The organism is Nocardia anocheti (genome assembly GCF_029675105.1).
In the GTDB taxonomy this organism is placed as follows: domain Bacteria; phylum Actinomycetota; class Actinomycetes; order Mycobacteriales; family Mycobacteriaceae; genus Nocardia.
Window position 1 is genome coordinate 66,922 of sequence record NZ_JAQQFV010000002.1, and the last position, 14,551, is coordinate 81,472.

16 protein-coding genes are annotated in these 14,551 nt (G+C 69.6%); 5 read left to right on the forward strand and 11 right to left on the reverse strand.

What is annotated here, in order from left to right:
* Position 1: 1 nt before the first annotated feature.
* Both QC180_RS04290 and QC180_RS04295 read right to left on the reverse strand, forming a co-directional pair.
* Positions 2 to 451, reverse strand: coding sequence for a cupin domain-containing protein (locus QC180_RS04290; protein ID WP_278261275.1), 450 nt, complete (start codon positions 449 to 451; stop codon positions 2 to 4).
* A 56-nt stretch (positions 452 to 507) separates the two neighbouring features.
* A complete protein-coding gene (locus QC180_RS04295) occupies positions 508 to 1,734 on the reverse strand; it encodes an acyl-CoA dehydrogenase family protein (RefSeq protein ID WP_278261276.1) in 1,227 nt (408 codons plus the stop codon).
* Positions 1,735 to 1,861: 127 nt separating this feature from the next.
* On the opposite strand from QC180_RS04295, the gene QC180_RS04300 reads away from it, so the two are divergent.
* A complete protein-coding gene (locus QC180_RS04300; RefSeq protein WP_278261277.1) occupies positions 1,862 to 2,131 on the forward strand; it encodes a YdeI/OmpD-associated family protein in 270 nt (89 codons plus the stop codon).
* A gap of 15 nt (positions 2,132 to 2,146) precedes the next feature.
* Here the strand turns inward: QC180_RS04300 and QC180_RS04305 are convergent, their stop codons facing one another.
* The gene (locus QC180_RS04305; protein ID WP_278261278.1) at positions 2,147 to 2,716 is read right to left on the reverse strand and encodes a TetR/AcrR family transcriptional regulator; all 570 of its coding nucleotides are present in this window, start codon (positions 2,714 to 2,716) and stop codon (positions 2,147 to 2,149) included.
* Between the two features lie 80 nt (positions 2,717 to 2,796).
* Complete coding sequence (locus QC180_RS04310; protein WP_278261279.1) at positions 2,797 to 4,032, reverse strand: cytochrome P450; 1,236 nt, start codon at positions 4,030 to 4,032, stop codon at positions 2,797 to 2,799.
* Between the two features lie 86 nt (positions 4,033 to 4,118).
* Here QC180_RS04310 and QC180_RS04315 point away from each other — a divergent pair, with 86 nt between their 5' ends.
* Complete coding sequence (locus tag QC180_RS04315; protein ID WP_278261280.1) at positions 4,119 to 5,012, forward strand: hypothetical protein; 894 nt, start codon at positions 4,119 to 4,121, stop codon at positions 5,010 to 5,012.
* Between the two features lie 56 nt (positions 5,013 to 5,068).
* On the opposite strand, the gene QC180_RS04320 is transcribed toward QC180_RS04315, so the two are convergent.
* The 7 genes from QC180_RS04320 to QC180_RS04350 all read right to left on the reverse strand — a co-directional run bounded on the left by QC180_RS04320 (position 5,069) and on the right by QC180_RS04350 (position 11,113).
* A complete protein-coding gene (locus QC180_RS04320) occupies positions 5,069 to 6,025 on the reverse strand; it encodes a Ppx/GppA phosphatase family protein (RefSeq protein ID WP_278261281.1) in 957 nt (318 codons plus the stop codon).
* A 261-nt stretch (positions 6,026 to 6,286) separates the two neighbouring features.
* Positions 6,287 to 6,808, reverse strand: a complete 522-nt coding sequence (locus QC180_RS04325; protein ID WP_278261282.1) for a DUF501 domain-containing protein — start codon at positions 6,806 to 6,808, stop codon at positions 6,287 to 6,289.
* A complete protein-coding gene (locus tag QC180_RS04330) occupies positions 6,805 to 7,389 on the reverse strand; it encodes an FtsB family cell division protein (RefSeq protein ID WP_278261283.1) in 585 nt (194 codons plus the stop codon). Before QC180_RS04330 ends, QC180_RS04325 begins: the two co-directional genes overlap by 4 nt.
* 23 nt (positions 7,390 to 7,412) lie before the next feature.
* Positions 7,413 to 8,699, reverse strand: coding sequence for a phosphopyruvate hydratase (gene eno, locus QC180_RS04335; RefSeq protein ID WP_278261284.1), 1,287 nt, complete (start codon positions 8,697 to 8,699; stop codon positions 7,413 to 7,415).
* 115 nt (positions 8,700 to 8,814) lie between these two features.
* On the reverse strand, positions 8,815 to 9,531 hold the full coding sequence (locus QC180_RS04340) for a lytic transglycosylase domain-containing protein (RefSeq protein WP_474646389.1): 717 nt from the start codon (positions 9,529 to 9,531) through the stop codon (positions 8,815 to 8,817).
* A 52-nt stretch (positions 9,532 to 9,583) separates the two neighbouring features.
* Entirely contained in the window at positions 9,584 to 10,687 is a 1,104-nt protein-coding gene (locus tag QC180_RS04345) for a hypothetical protein (protein WP_278261285.1), read from the reverse strand.
* 249 nt (positions 10,688 to 10,936) lie between these two features.
* Positions 10,937 to 11,113, reverse strand: a complete 177-nt coding sequence (locus QC180_RS04350; protein ID WP_278261286.1) for a hypothetical protein — start codon at positions 11,111 to 11,113, stop codon at positions 10,937 to 10,939.
* Between the two features lie 30 nt (positions 11,114 to 11,143).
* Here QC180_RS04350 and QC180_RS04355 point away from each other — a divergent pair, with 30 nt between their 5' ends.
* From QC180_RS04355 to QC180_RS04365, 3 genes are all read left to right on the forward strand, one after another.
* Positions 11,144 to 12,115, forward strand: a complete 972-nt coding sequence (locus tag QC180_RS04355; protein WP_278261287.1) for a TauD/TfdA family dioxygenase — start codon at positions 11,144 to 11,146, stop codon at positions 12,113 to 12,115.
* Positions 12,087 to 13,097: an ornithine cyclodeaminase family protein gene (locus QC180_RS04360; RefSeq protein WP_278261288.1), complete on the forward strand. Its 1,011-nt coding sequence runs from the start codon at positions 12,087 to 12,089 to the stop codon at positions 13,095 to 13,097. The genes QC180_RS04355 and QC180_RS04360 overlap by 29 nt, the downstream gene beginning before the upstream one ends.
* Before the next feature lie 89 nt (positions 13,098 to 13,186).
* Positions 13,187 to 14,518 (forward strand): type III PLP-dependent enzyme domain-containing protein, encoded by a 1,332-nt coding sequence (locus QC180_RS04365; protein ID WP_278261289.1) that lies wholly within the window; start codon positions 13,187 to 13,189, stop codon positions 14,516 to 14,518.
* The last annotated feature ends 33 nt before the right edge of the window (positions 14,519 to 14,551 follow it).

Here is a 14,551-nt window from a genome sequence, read left to right on the forward strand (position 1 = left end):
GCTACGGGCAGTCGGGTGCGGGCGCGTCGACGAACAGCGGTTCCCCGACGCGGTTGAGGTAGGCGACGTAGAGCACGGCGGGCGCTGTCCCGAGATTGCGGCCGACGTGCACGTGGTCGGGCCCGATGGTCTCGGACAGGCCCTGACCGGCGGCATAGGTGGTCGCCACACAGTCGGCCTCGTAGCGGGTCACCTGCCCGGCGGTCACGAAGGCGAGGACGGTGTTGTCGTGATAGTGCCAGCCGAGCGTGCCCCCGGGCGCGAGGGTGATGCGCCGGAAGGTGAACACACTCGGCAGCGCGGCGAAGGGGCTGAAGGCGCTCACGTCGACCTGCGCCAGCGGCTCGACCGTCACCCCCGACGCCGGGGTGGCCGACGCCGAAGGCGCGAGAGCGACAACCGCGGCAGCCGTGACCACGGCGCCGCAGACAGCCTTCCGAGAGGCCCGCATCTTCGTAGTATACGAGCTTTCCACCCGCTTCGACCTGCGAAAATGCGGGCGGGGTGTTATCCGGCGGTCAAGCCCTTGGCGATATGGGTGACCTGGATTTCATTGGAGCCCGCGTAGATCATCAGCGACTTGGCGTCGCGGGCGAGCTGTTCGACCTTGTACTCGGCCATGTAGCCGTTGCCGCCGAAGAGCTGCACGGCCTCCATGGCGACCTCGGTGGCGGCGCGCGAGGAATAGAGCTTCATGGCGGAGGCTTCGGCGAGGGTCACCTTGTCACCGGCGGCGGTGCGCTCGATGGCGTTGAACACCATGTTCTGCACATTGATTCGCGCGATCTCCATCTCGGCCAGCTTGAGCTGGATGAGCTGGAACTGCGCGATCTCCTTGCCCCACAGTGTGCGGGACTTGGCGTAATCGACGCACAGGCGGTGACATTCGTTGATGATGCCCAGCGCCAGCGAGGCGATGCCGATGCGCTCGACCACGAAAGACTCTTTGGCACTGTCCTTTCCGTCGCCCTTGGCGGCGTTCTCGGTCTCGCCGAGCAGCCGGTCGGGGGTGATGCGGACGTTCTCGAAGAACAGTTCGCCGGTGGGCGAGGAGTTCATGCCCATCTTCTTGAACGGCGGGCTCTGCACGAAACCGGGCATGCCCTTGTCCAGCACGAAGGCCAGCACCTTGCGGTCGCGGCGGTCGGTGCCGTCCTGTTCGTCGAGCTTGGCGTAGACGATGGTGACGTCGGCGTAGGGGCCGTTGGTGATGAAGGTCTTGCGCCCGTTGAGGATGTAGTCCTCGCCGTCGCGACGCACATAGGACTTCATCCCACCGAAGGCGTCGGACCCGGAGTCCGGTTCGGTGATGGCCCACGCGCCGACCTTGGCCATGGTGACCAGGTCGGGCAGCCAGCGCTTCTTCTGCGCGAGGGTGCCGCGGCTGCGGATGGTGCCTGCGGCGAGCCCGAGGCTGACCCCCATCGAGGCCACCAGCCCCAGGCTCACCCCGGCCAGCTCACTGTTGAGCACCACCCCCATGCTGCCCGCCCCGCTGAGTCCCCCACTCGACTTCCCGGCCCCGCTGTCGCCCGCTTCCTCCCGGGCCAGCGCCTTCTCCAGCCCGTCCCGCGCCATCTCGTCGATCCCGAAGGTGGCGAACATCTTGCGAATGATGTCGAACGGCGGCAGCGCCCCGCTCTCCAGCTGGTCGACCTGCGGGGTGATCTCCTTGGCGATGAACCCGCGCACGGCCTCACGGAACATCAGGTCTTCGTCGGACCACTGGTACATCTCTGGACTCCCTGGGAGCTCGCCGGAACTTTTCCTCAAATATAGAACAGGTTCTAATTTTCTAGGGGAAGATGCGGCCGGTACGGACTCGGGCCGGGTTTTCGCAGGTCCGCGCTACCGTGGAGGGATGAGTGGTCAGCGGGTGCCGGGTGGGGTCGTGCATGCGTTGCCTGATGATCTGCGGGTGGCGTTGTCGGGGAACGCGGTGGCGTTGGCGGCGTGGCGGGATATCACGCCGTTGGCGCGTAACGAGTTCATCTGCTGGGTGGAGGATGCCAAGCAGGCTGCTACGCGGGAGCGGCGGATTCGGCGGACGCAGGAGGAGTTGGCGGAGGGGATGCGGCGGCCGTGTTGTTGGCCCGGATGCGCGCACCGGGAGCGGACGGGGAGCGCGTAGGCCGTGGGCGCGTGGTCAGCGGTGTCCGGCTCGGGTGAGGAGGGGGGCGACGAATTCCTCGAGCATGTGGCGTTCGTCGGCGGCGTCGCGGCCGGGGGTGATCAGCAGGGAGACGATGACGCGGGTCAGCCAGCGGGACAGGCGGGCGCGGTCGGGGTCACTGAGGTCGGTTCCGGCGAACATCGAGGCGGCCAGCGATTCGATGACGTCGGATTCCTGGCTGATGCTGCCCGCCGGGCCCGCGTCGCCGCGAAACCAGGCGATGAGCAGCGGGTCGGCGCGGACCTCGGCGATCGCGCCGAGCATCGCGGCGATGACGCGCTCGGCGGGATCGGTGATGTCGCGGACCCGCTCGGCGATCCGGGCGACGACGCGCCGGGTCTCCCGGTGGACGAAGGCGACGCGGACCGCCTGCCGGTTGTCGAAGTAGCGGTACAGCGTGGCGCGCGAACAGCCCGCCGCCTTGGCGATATCGGCCATGCCGACCGCGGTCACGCCCTGCTCGGCGAAGAGTTCGGCGGCCGCGTCGAGGATGCGTTCGGCGGCCAGATCGGCCCGGTCGGTGGCCAGCCAGTCTCCGCTCACACTGTTCCTCCTACCGGGTCCGGGCGCCCGTCGAGACTACCCACGCGAACGCGCACACCCGGAACCCGCACCGAGCACCGTCACGGACCGGCGTGGAACGGGACCGAGATCGGCCAGCGCACGTAGTTCCCGTGCGACCACCGGACCGCGTCGAGGTCGACGGTGAATTCGGGGCAGCGGGCCAGCAGTTCCTCCAGCGCCACGCGCGCTTGCATGCGGGCGGCCGCGGCACCGAGGCAGTGGTGGTGGCCGTGGCTGAAGGTGAGGATGCGCTTGGGGTTGCGTCGGACGTCGAGTTCGCCTGCGGTGGGACCGAATTCGCGGTCGTCGCGATTGGCCGACCCGTAGAGCAGCAGCACGCGGCGACCGGCGGGGATGGTGGTGTCGTGCAGGGTGATGTCGTGGGTAGCGGTGCGGGCCAGGCCCTGCACCGGGGAGGTCATCCGGAGGAACTCCTCGACGGCGTCGGGGATGAGGGCGGGGTCCTCGGCGAGCAGCGCGCGCTGCTCCGGTGCCGCGCTGAGCAGCTGGACGGCGCCGCCCAGATTGCCGGTGGTGGTGTCGTTGCCGCCGGTGATCATGGTGAAGGCGAAACCGAGGACGGCGATCAGGCCGTCGTTGTCGCCGTCGGCGCCGAGGCCGGAGGCCAGCAGGTGTGAAATGGTGTCGTCGCCCGGTTCCACGCGGCGGCGGGCGATGAGTTCGGAGAAGTAGCCGACCAGTTCGCCGACCGCGGTGAAGGCGTGCTGATCACCGGCAGCCAGTCCGGCGCCCGCGACCGCGCCGCCTACGATGTTCTCGGTCCACTCGTCGAACTTGCCGTGATCACGTTCCGGCACACCGAGATAGTGCGCGACCACCATGGTCGGCAGCGGCTTGAACAACTCGGCGACGATGTCGCCCGAGCCCGCCGCCCGCAACCGCTCGATCCGTTCCACCACGAAGCGTCGCACGGCAGGCTCCACCGAATTCACTTGGCGTGGCGTGAATCCCGGGGCGACGCGGCGCCGGAAGTCGGTGTGCTCGGGCGGGTCCATGAACACGAACGGCTTGACCCCACCGAATCCGGCAGCCGCCAGATCGACGTAGTCGACGGTCAAACCCGCTGCGGAGGAGAAGCTTTCGGGATCGCGCGCCGCCGCCCAGACGTCGGCGTGCCGGGACAGCACGTAGAAGTCGTGATCTTCCCGCCCGTCCGGCACGACACGGTGGACGGGGTCGTGCTCGCGCAGGGCCGCGTACATCGGCCAGGGATCACGCCAGGTCTCCCCGGAGCGAAGTTCGAAGGCCACCGACTGAGACGTCGTTGTACTCATGACTCGAAGATAAGACAAATATCACTATCTGTCTAATATGAAATTCGGTTGCCCCGCCCGGCAGCGCTGTGGCCTGCTGGAGCGCGATGAAGACACAGCGCCCGGGGAACGCCCGGTCTCTCCACAACGGCCTGAAACTGCACCGGCACGAAGTGCGGTCGGTGCCCGGTGTCCGCACGGTGATCACCCTGCGCCCCGGCACTCACGCGCGGTTCAGCACCAACCGCTTCCACGACACCTGGCACGTCCTCAGCGACGACCACGGCGCCCGCCTGCTCGCCCACCTGCTGTGGGGGCTGTCGTATCAGGCCCGCCCGGGCACGGTCGTGCTGATCGACCGGGAATTCCTCCTGCCCACCCCGTTCGACGCCGACCCGGCCGATCCGATCGTCCTGGTCCCCGGCTGGTGCACCTCGTTCGACGACGACGGCGCATCACGCCTGAAACGCCTTCTCCCCCTGGGTAAATCCGACGGCACGATCCGCTGGCAGACCTTCGGTCTCGGCCCGGCCGCTCGACCGGAAGCCCTCGAACAGCGCGCCGCGCACACCTGGTACCGCGACGTGCGCGGCGACGTCACCCGCCGACGCGGACTGCTCGTCCTCACCCCCGCGACACCGCACGACTGCCGCACCTGGGCGCTCGACGCCGCCCGCCTGGACACGGCCACCTACGGCACCGACTACACCTACCTCGACGCCTGGGATCACGGGAACGACGGCGAGATCCAGGTCTTCCGTCGCTTCCGGAGCATGGTCGGCACGGCCACCCGGGCACGTGCCCAGGTCATCGCCCGCGACGAATTCACCGAAACGCCGGACGACCTACGCGCGGAGATCTGGGCCCAGGCCGATCACCTCCGCCACGAAAACCGCCCGCGCACCCGCACCGGTACCGCCCCGACGGCATCCGTCCCCCGCCAACGGGCCCCGATCCGTCCGACCCGGGCCCGTGTCGGACGGGTGATCACCACGCGCTGAGGGCTGGGCCTGGTCGGCCGATGCTCCCACCAGAGCGTGGTGATCAGCGGTCCAGCTCAGGAACCCCGGACGATGGACATGGCGATGCCGTCGAGGATGTCGTGTTCGCTGACGACGAGTTCGGAGATGCCCGCGCGGCGGGCGAGTTCGTCGGCGAGGACTTCGGTGATCACGGCGCCGCCGCCGATCACGTCGACGCGGCCGGGGTGCATGGGGCCCAGGGCCGCGCGCTCGTCGTGGTCCATGGCGATGAGGCGGTCGCAGACGGCGTGGACCTCGGGCAGGCTCAGGCGGGTGAGATGGACGCGCTCGGAGTCGTATTCGGGGAGGTCGAGGGCGACGGCGGTGATCGTCGTCATGGTGCCCGCGACGCCGACCCAGGTGTGGACCTGGTCGACGGGGACCTTGGTGAAGGCTTCGTCGAGCTTGGCCTGCGCGAATTCCCGTGCGGCGGTGACTTCGTCGGCCGTGGGTGGGTTGCCGGGCAGACAGCGTTCGGTGACGCGGACGCAGCCGATGTCGGCGGAGAAGGCCGCTCGCACGCCGTTCTCGTCACCGACGACGAGTTCGGTGGAGCCGCCGCCGAGGTCGACGACCACGAAAGGCCCTGCGTCGGAGGCGAGTTCGCCCACCGCACCGGCGAACGACAAGCGCGCCTCTTCGTCGCCGGTGATCACCTCGGCGACCGCGCCGGGGACCACCTGGCCGAGTTCGGCGCGGGTCATCTCGAAGAAATCGTCGCGATTGGCGGCGTCGCGGGTGGCGGAGGTGGCCACCATGCGCACGCGGGTGACGCCGGTCGCGGTCATGACGTCGACGTAGTCGGCCAGGGCGGCGCGGGTGCGGTCGATCGCCTCGGGGGCCAGGCGGCCGGTGGCGTCGACGCCCTGGCCGAGGCGGACGATGCGCATCTCCCGGTGCACGTCGGTCAGGGTGCCGTCGGCCCCCACCTCGGCGACCAGCAGACGGATCGAGTTGGTTCCGCAGTCCACTGCGGCGATGCGCTCACCCATGGTTCCTCCTGATCTCCGGCACCACACCGGGGTTGCCCGCGATTATGCCCGGTGCACCGGACTCGGGGTCCACCGTTCGGCGCCCGGCCGGTGCGGGAAAGCCGTGCCACGCGGACCGGGCCGGTCGACCAGGTCAACCATGCCGTGCGCCCCGCCCCGCGGACCGGGCCCGATCGGCGGGGCTGATCGTGCCGTGCGGTCCGGCCGCGCGGGCCAGTCAGCAGGGCCGACCGTGCGGCGCGGGGCCGAGCCGGGGTATGGCTAGGCCGACTCGTCGGACGTGCGGGACGCGGGCCAGTCGGCGGGGATGGCGGTACCGCGCAGACCGGCGTCGGCGGCCAGGGCGACGGCCTCGTCACCGAAGGGGTTCACGCCGGGGCCCTTGGCGAGGGAGTGCGCGATGAGCACGTGCAGGCACTTGACCCGGTCCGGCATGCCACCGCCGGTGAAATCCGTACCGAGCGACTCGATCTCGTTGCGTTCGGCCAGGTAGGACTCGTGCGCGGCGCGGTAGGCGGCGGCGAGTTCGGGGTCGGCGGCGAGGCGTTCGGTCATCTCGCGCATCACCCCGGCCGATTCCTGGCGGCTGGCCTCGGCGGTCAGGCGCGGGTCGGTCAGGTAGTAGAGGGTGGGGAACGGGGTGCCGTCGGGCAGGCGCGGGGCGGTCTTGACCACGGCGGGCAGGCCGTCGGGGGTGCGGTACGCGACGGCGAGGACACCGCGCGGCTCGCGGCCCAGCTGCCCGGCGATGATCTCGAGGTCGCGCTCGTTCGGTGCGGTCACCGTGGTCCTTCCTGGACGGGTTCGGAGATGCTGCGCCACAGGTCGGTGTACCAGGGGTCGGGCTCCGTGGTGCGGGTGCTCATCGGCGGCGGGGCCGGGGCTTCGATGCCGGGGACCTGCACGATGTAGGGGGTTTCGCCGGGCATCACCAGGCGCAGCCGGTCGCGCGCCTCGGAACGGATATAGGCCGGGTCCTCCTGCTGGGCCCGGCGATCACGCAGGGCGGCGAGGTCGGCGTCGAGTTCGGCGCGTTGCTGGGCCAGGGCGGCCGCTTCGGCGCGCTGACTGAAATAGGTGCGCGTCGGCACGGCCAGGGTCAGCGCGAGTCCGCACAGCACGGCCGCCAGGATCACCGCTTTGCCGGTCGAGAGACCGAGGATGGTGTGTTCGCCGCGTTCGAGCTTGCCGCTGGGCTTGCGCTTGGCACCGGCCGCGGATTCGGGGCGGCGCCGGGTGGTGCGTTTGGCCGCGGTGGGGCGGCCGGGAGCGTCGAGGTGACTGGGGCGGGAGCGCGAGGTCCGCGACGTGCGGCGGTCCCCACGTCCACCCGGACTGGTCCCACGCGCACGTCGCTCGGTCATTCGCTCCCTACCCCGTCATCCGATCAGAATTCGCCGGTGAAACGCGGGAAGGCCACGTCACCGGCGTAGCGTGCCGAGTCACCGAGGGCGTCCTCGATGCGCAGCAGCTGGTTGTACTTGGCGACGCGCTCGGAGCGAGCGGGGGCGCCGGTCTTGATCTGGCCCGAGCCGACGGCGACCGCGAGGTCGGCGATGGTGGTGTCCTCGGTCTCGCCCGAACGGTGCGACATCATGGTCTTGTAGCCGTTGCGGTGCGCGAGCTCGACGGCGTCGAGGGTCTCGGTGAGGGTGCCGATCTGGTTGACCTTCACCAGCAGCGCGTTGGCCGCGCCCTTGGCGATGCCCTCTTCCAGGCGCTCGGGGTTGGTGACGAACAGGTCGTCGCCGACCAGCTGCACCTTGTCGCCGATGGAATCGGTGAGCGCGACCCAGCCGTCCCAGTCGTCTTCCGAGAGCGGGTCCTCGATGGAGACCAGCGGGTAGCGGGTGAGCAGGTCGGCGTAGAACTCGCCCATCTCGGCGGCGGTGCGGACCTTGCCCTCGAACTTGTAACCCTCACCGGCGGTGTAGAACTCGGTGGCGGCCACGTCGAGCGCCAGCGCCACGTCGGTGCCGAGCTTGTAGCCCGCGCGCTCGATGGCGACGCTGATCAGGTCCAGGGCCTCCACGGTGCCCGCGACGTCGGGGGCGAAGCCACCCTCGTCACCAAGACCGGTGGACAGGCCCTTCTCCTTGAGCACGGCCTTGAGCGAGTGGTACACCTCGGTGCCCCAGCGCAGCGCCTCGCGGAAGGTGGGGGCGCCGATCGGGGCGACCATGAACTCCTGGACATCGACGCCGGTGTCGGCGTGCGCGCCACCGTTGAGGATGTTCATCATGGGCACCGGCAGCACGTGGGCGTTCGGGCCGCCCAGGTAGCGGAACAGCTCCAGGCCCGAGGACTCGGCCGCGCCACGCGCGACGGCCAGCGACACGCCGAGCAGGGCGTTCGCGCCGAGGCGGGACTTGTCGGGGGTGCCGTCCAGATCCAGCAGGACCTGGTCGACGGTGCGCTGCTCGACGGCGTCGAGGCCGATGATGGCGGGCGCGATCTCGTCGAGGACACCCTCGACGGCCTTGGTGACACCCTTGCCGTTGTAGCGGTCGCCACCGTCACGCAGCTCCACGGCCTCGTGCTCGCCGGTGGACGCGCCGGACGGAACATCCGCCCTGGTCAGGGTGCCGTCGTCGAGGGCGATCTCGACCTCGACAGTGGGATTACCGCGCGAATCCAGGATCTCGCGCGCTCCGACCTGTTCGATGATGGCCACGAAAACGACTCCTTACGACTGAAGGCACGGTAGGTCTCACGGGATGGGCCGTGCGGTTGCGAGCCTATCGTCTCTGCGTGACGCGTAGTAACCGGCACTCCGGGGCCGTGGCGAACTACACGCGACGTCCGATGCTGTAGGTCGCGGCCCGGTCGCGCACCACGCGCATGTACTTGTTGGACTGGTTGTAGGCGAACAGGGCGCGCTGCCAGCCGTCGGCGGAGGTCAGATCACCGCCGCGGATACACAGGTAGCGGGCGGCGGTGAGGGCGGCGTCGTCGATGTTCTGCGGGTCGAGCACGCCGTCGCCGTTGGCGTCGACCGCCCAGCGCTTCCAGGTCTCCGGGATGAACTGCAACGGGCCGACCGCGCGGTCGTAGGTGGTGTCGCCGTCGAGTTGGCCGCCGTCGGTGTCGCGGATCTCGGCATTGCCCTTGGTACCGTCGAGCGCCACCCCGATGATCGCCGGACGCACCGTGCCGTCGGCGCCCACCCCCGCGCCGCGGTGGGTGCCGTGCCCGCTCTCCACACTCGCGATCCCGGCGAGGGTCGTCCAGGCGATCCCGCACTCGGGCCGTGACTTGGCCAGCACCGCCGCCGCGTACCCGTAGGCCTCAAGGGCCACCGACTCGATGCCGACCGCCCCGGACTGCTCGTCGGCCCAGTCGCGCAACTGGTCGGCCGCGCGGCCCGGCGCGTCCACATCGATCACCGGGAGCGCGGCGCCGGGGCCGGGCGGCATGTCGCCGGGGATCGACGCGAGCGAACTACAGCCCGCGAGCAGCGCGAACACCGCGACAGCGGCGAGGGCGCCTACCTTCTGTCCAGTCACTCAACCCATCATCCAGATGCGCGGGCCCCTCGGCACGTCTCACAGTGACTTCTCAGAGTGGACCGAGGCAGACGGTGGAGCCGTCGCCCACCGATTGCTTGCGGGTCATGCGGGCTTCGCCGGGGGAACAGGGCATGTCGGATTCGTCGTAGACCGAGGTGACGGTGCCGTCCGCGCCGGGCGCGTCGCACGCGATCAGTTCCGGCATGGCGGTGCCGCCGAAACCGGCCACGCAGTCACCGGGTTTCGCGTACCCGAGGTTGCGCTGGTCGGCCGGACCGAAGCACACCACCACGACCAGGTCGGTGCGTTCGGTCCGGGTGACGGTCGACGAGGTCACATTGCGCACGCCGCCGCAGGCGAATTGGCCGGGGTCCACGTACTGGGTGTGAGCCGCGAGCACGCGATAGCGAGCGGAATCGTTGTCGCACGGGACTTTCGACCGCGCTTCGTCGGTGTAGCAGTCGCCGACCTGTCCGCCGAACGCGCCGGTCGCGAAGGAATTGGTCTTGGTGCACACGACCAGAGCGCGGCCACCGAGCGAGGTCTGCGCGTAGGCACCCCGGGTCTCGGGGTGTGCCTTGCAGGCGTTGTCGGTGACCGGGATCTTGATGTGCAGTTCGGTGGCGATCACGTCCAGGCCAGCCCGCCGGTCACCGCAGGGGAACCGTTCGATCTGGTCACCCGCCTTCTTCACGTCGATGCAGTCCCCCGCCCGCAGACTGCCCGGATCGACGGTGTTCTCGCGGGTCGGTTGCAGACACAGCGCGATGCTCGCCGACGTTCCGGGTTCGCTCGGTTCGGCAACGGCGCGGGTCGCGTCGGCGTATTTCAGGCAGGCTGTTTCAACCGGCCACTGGATCGACTCACGCCCGATGACGCGGTAGGCGGCACCCAATGTGCCACAGGCTATTTCGGCGGGTTGAACACTGGCGCCGACACAGTCACCCACGGCCATCACGTCGGGGTCGGGACGGGTCAGAAAATAGGCGGCGAGCCCGGCCGCGACGGCGACGACGAGAGCGACCAGTGGGGCGAGCCAGTAGACGAGACGGAGGGTGGAGCGCTTCGTCGGCGGTTCGGGGAGTGGCTGTTGCCAGACCGGTTGGGGGTGGTGCCGGTGGGCATCGGTGAGGTGCGGTGGCTGGTGCGCCATCGGGCGGCGTCTCCTGAAATCGGTTGCGGGACAACCCGATGACATCGGAGGGTCGTTCTGGGGTGTTACGCGGACGCTCGAGCGGGGCGCTCGGCCGTGACCTTCGTCTCGACCGCAATCGAACCGAAGCGGGACACGCCATCCCGTCGATTCACATCTCGCAGGTCCTGGGGTAGAAGTAGTGTTATATGGATTGGCTATTTCGCTTTGGATGCATTAGGTAAGTCTTGCCTAATTAGATGTCAAGCACTACCTTCGCACATCGATTGCCCACATCACCCGCGTTCGACCGATGCGAAGAAGGGAAGGCCGGTGAAAAGCGTTCTCTCCGAACGTCTGACGATTCACCTGCACGACATCGAACACCGCGAGTTGCCGCTCGACGCCGCCGAGGCCGTCCGTGCGCTCGCCGCCGATATTCGTCACCGCTTAGGTGATTCGCCACACACTATTACCTTGCACGACCCCGCGCTACTCGACCAGATCGAGCGGCGCGCGGCGGAATTGCCCGAGTCGGTGCGGATCGCGGTGCGACCGCCCGCCACCGCGGCGGGCGCCACCGTGGTCCATGGATTACCGGTCCACGACGCCGAATTCGGCCCCACTCCGGCACATTGGCAGGCCGCCGCCGAATCGGCCGGTCACCCGGCGCATTCCGGCTCGCTCGAACTCGATATCGCGATGCTGCTGCTGGCGCGTTGCGCCGGTGAGCCGTTCGGGTGGCAGGGCCAACAGAACGGGCGGCTGGTGAACAACATCGTGCCCGCCGCCGGTCACGAGGACGAACAGTCGGGCGCGAGCAGTTCCACCCTGCTCAGCCCGCACACCGAGGACGCCTTCCACGCCCGGCGCGCGAATCTGCTGATGCTGGTGTGCCTGCGCAATCCCGACTCGGTCGCCACCACGGTGTCCTCGGTGCGGCAGGTGCGGTTGTCCGAACAGGACCGGCGGGAACTGCGCACCCCCACGGTGCCGATCCTGCCCGACGTGTCCTACGGCAGCGGATTCGGCGCCGACGCCGCGCCGCTGCCCACCCTGTGGCTCGATGAAACAGGTTCCGAAACACTGCGTTACGATCCCGCCTACACCCCGCTCGACGACGCCGGACCGGCGTATCGGGCGGCCTATACCCGGCTCACCGCCGAACTCGCCCGGGTCTGCCAGGCCCCCGCCCTGGCTCCCGGCGAGATCCTGCTGGTGGACAACGATGTCGCCGTGCACGGCCGGGTGCCGTTCCGCGCCCGCTACGACGGCACCGATCGCTGGCTCAAACGCGTCAACATCCGGCTGCCCGAACGCCGCCGCCGTCCGCAGGAATCGTCCGAGAATGGGTACGGGCAACACGTGGTCGCGCCGTTCCGGGCGAGCACGGATCGGACAGCAGAGCGGGGCAGCACAGATGAACGAGGATCCGTTGAACAACCGTGACCGGAGCGTCCCCCTGCGGGTGCTCTCGCGCAGCGATCTGGCCGAGGTGCCGATCACGCCCGCCGAAGTGGTCCGGGCCGTGGAGGACGCCTATCTCGCCTTCGCTGCGGGCGAATCCGACAATCCCCGCAAGCTGAGCGTGGCCGATCCGGGCGGCTCGTCGGTGTCCTACGCCATGCTCGGACGCGACGGTCGGCGCCGCGTGGTGGCCATGAAGACCTCCTACAAGTTCGACCCCGGCCACGACCGCAGCACCAAGCGCTACTACACCACCATCACCCTCTACGACGACACCACCGGCGCTCCGATCGCGATGATGGACTGCGCCAGGGTGGGCGCCTTACGCACCCCGGCGGTCTCGGCGCTGCTGGTGCGCGAGACCGTCCGGCGCGGTGCCGAGAGCGCACTGCTCATCGGCACCGGCACCCAGGGCCGTAATGCCCTGCCGCATCTGTTGGCCGCGAATCCGCAGCTGCGCAAGCTGATGGTGTACGGCACCCATCCCGAGGGGTTGGCCGCGGTGCACACGCATCTGGCCGAAGCGGCGCCGCACGCGCTGCTCGAGGTGGTCGACGATCCGTACGCGGCGGCGGGCGGCGCCGATGTGGTGCTGGCGACGGCCGGTCCGGGCACCGAGGTCGCGCTCGAATCCGAGCATCTGGCACCGGGTTCGGTGGCGGTACTCGTCGGCTACGGCCTGGCGCCCTCGACCCTGGTCGAGGCCGACCGGGTGGTCGCCACCAGCGCCGCGCAGATGGCGCTGACCGGCACCGACATGGCCGGACCGGACGGCACCCTGCGCTCGGTGGACGCCGAACTGCCGCAGGTGCTCACCCGCGCGACCCCGGCCCGCCGCGGTGAGGACGAGAAGATCTTCGTCTACAACAGCGGTCTGGTGCTGACCGATATCGCCGTGGCGCACGCGCTCGCGGCCCGTGCCATCGCGGAGGGCAGAGGTACCGAGGTGCCGCTGTGGGACTAGCGGACGCCGGAGGCGGGATCGCCGGTGCCGCAACGGTTCCGGGCGATCCCGTGCCGGTTCCCGCCGACAACGGCGGGGGGAAGTCGCCAGTGCGTGACAGGACGCTCGGAGGCGGATTCTGCGCGCCGCCGATGCCCGCCCGACCCGACGCGCTCCACGAACGGCTGCTGGCCGATCCCGTAATGCTCGCCGAGATCGCCGAGGCGATCGGCGGGCCGTTCCACGTGCTGTTCCCGGAGCGGGTCGCGGTGAACATCCGCGCGTTCCAGGCTGCTTTCGCCGCCGCCGGAGTCGACGGGTTCGTGTACTTCGGGAAGAAGGCGAACAAGGCGGCGGCCGTGGCGCGGGCGTGCGCCGAGGCCGGGGCCGGAGTCGATGTGGCCAGTACCGGCGAGCTGGTGGCGGCCTTGGCGCAGGGGGTGCGTGGGGACGAGCTGATGGTCACCGGGCCCGCGAAATCCGACGAGTTGCTCTGGCTGGCCGCGCGACACCGGGCGGTGATCGCGATCGACGCGCTCGACGAACTCGACCGATTGCGCGACCTCGACATCGCGGCGCGAATCCTGTTGCGGGTGCTGCCCGATGGGTCCTCGTCGCGGTTCGGGCTCACCCGTGACGAGTTGGTGACCGCCATCGACGCGATCGACGCCCCGATCACGCTGGCGGGCTTCAGTTTCCACCTCGGCGGCTACGACGTCACCGCCCGCGCCGAGCAGGCCGCCGCGCTGGTCGAGCACTGCCTGCACGCGCGGACCTGTGGTCATCCGGCCGAGATGATCTCGATCGGCGGCGGGTTCGGTGTCGACTATCTCGACGCCGACTCGTGGGACCGATTTCGGAACACCCTGAGCGACAGCTGGTTCCATGTGCGCCCGCCGGGTGAGTACTACCCGTACCACTTCCCCGCACCCGGCGCGGCCATGCTCACCGCGATCCTGGAGCACGACGACCTGTCGACCCGGCTGCGGCGCAATGGAATCCGGCTCGCCGTCGAACCCGGCCGCGCGCTGCTCGACGGGGCGGGTAGTTCCGTGTTCCGGGTGCAAGGCGTGAAAACCCGGACAGTTCGCGATCATCCGTACGACATCCTCACCGTCGACGGCACCAGCCTCAGTCTGTCCGAACAGTGGTTCGACAGCGAATACCTGCCCGATCCCGTACTGTGGCCCGCGCTGCCCGGCACACCCACCCCCACCTGCGTCGGCGCCGCCACCTGTCTGGAGTCCGACCTGCTGAGCAGGCGGCGCATCCCGCTGCCCCGGCGCGCCCGCGTCGGCGATCTGCTCGTCTACCCGAACACCGCCGGGTATCAGATGGACTCCAACGAGTCCCCGTTCCACGAGTTGCCGCTCCCGCCCAAGGTGCTGCTACGCGCCGATGGCGACCGGTTGCGCTGGAGCATGGACGCCACCGCCCGCTGATCCACCCGAGCTCCCAATCCGACGGAGGAATTC

Bases quoted from the DNA above. Each gene is read 5' to 3' on its own strand.
- QC180_RS04290 (WP_278261275.1), bottom strand. From the start codon at position 451: ATGCGGGCCTCTCGGAAGGCTGTCTGCGGCGCCGTGGTCACGGCTGCC.
- QC180_RS04295 (WP_278261276.1), bottom strand. From the start codon at position 1,734: ATGTACCAGTGGTCCGACGAAGACCTGATGTTCCGTGAGGCCGTGCGC.
- QC180_RS04300 (WP_278261277.1), top strand. From the start codon at position 1,862: ATGAGTGGTCAGCGGGTGCCGGGTGGGGTCGTGCATGCGTTGCCTGAT.
- QC180_RS04310 (WP_278261279.1), bottom strand. From the start codon at position 4,032: ATGAGTACAACGACGTCTCAGTCGGTGGCCTTCGAACTTCGCTCCGGG.
- QC180_RS04315 (WP_278261280.1), top strand. From the start codon at position 4,119: ATGAAGACACAGCGCCCGGGGAACGCCCGGTCTCTCCACAACGGCCTG.
- QC180_RS04320 (WP_278261281.1), bottom strand. From the start codon at position 6,025: ATGGGTGAGCGCATCGCCGCAGTGGACTGCGGAACCAACTCGATCCGT.
- QC180_RS04330 (WP_278261283.1), bottom strand. From the start codon at position 7,389: ATGACCGAGCGACGTGCGCGTGGGACCAGTCCGGGTGGACGTGGGGAC.
- QC180_RS04345 (WP_278261285.1), bottom strand. From the start codon at position 10,687: ATGGCGCACCAGCCACCGCACCTCACCGATGCCCACCGGCACCACCCC.
- QC180_RS04360 (WP_278261288.1), top strand. From the start codon at position 12,087: ATGAACGAGGATCCGTTGAACAACCGTGACCGGAGCGTCCCCCTGCGG.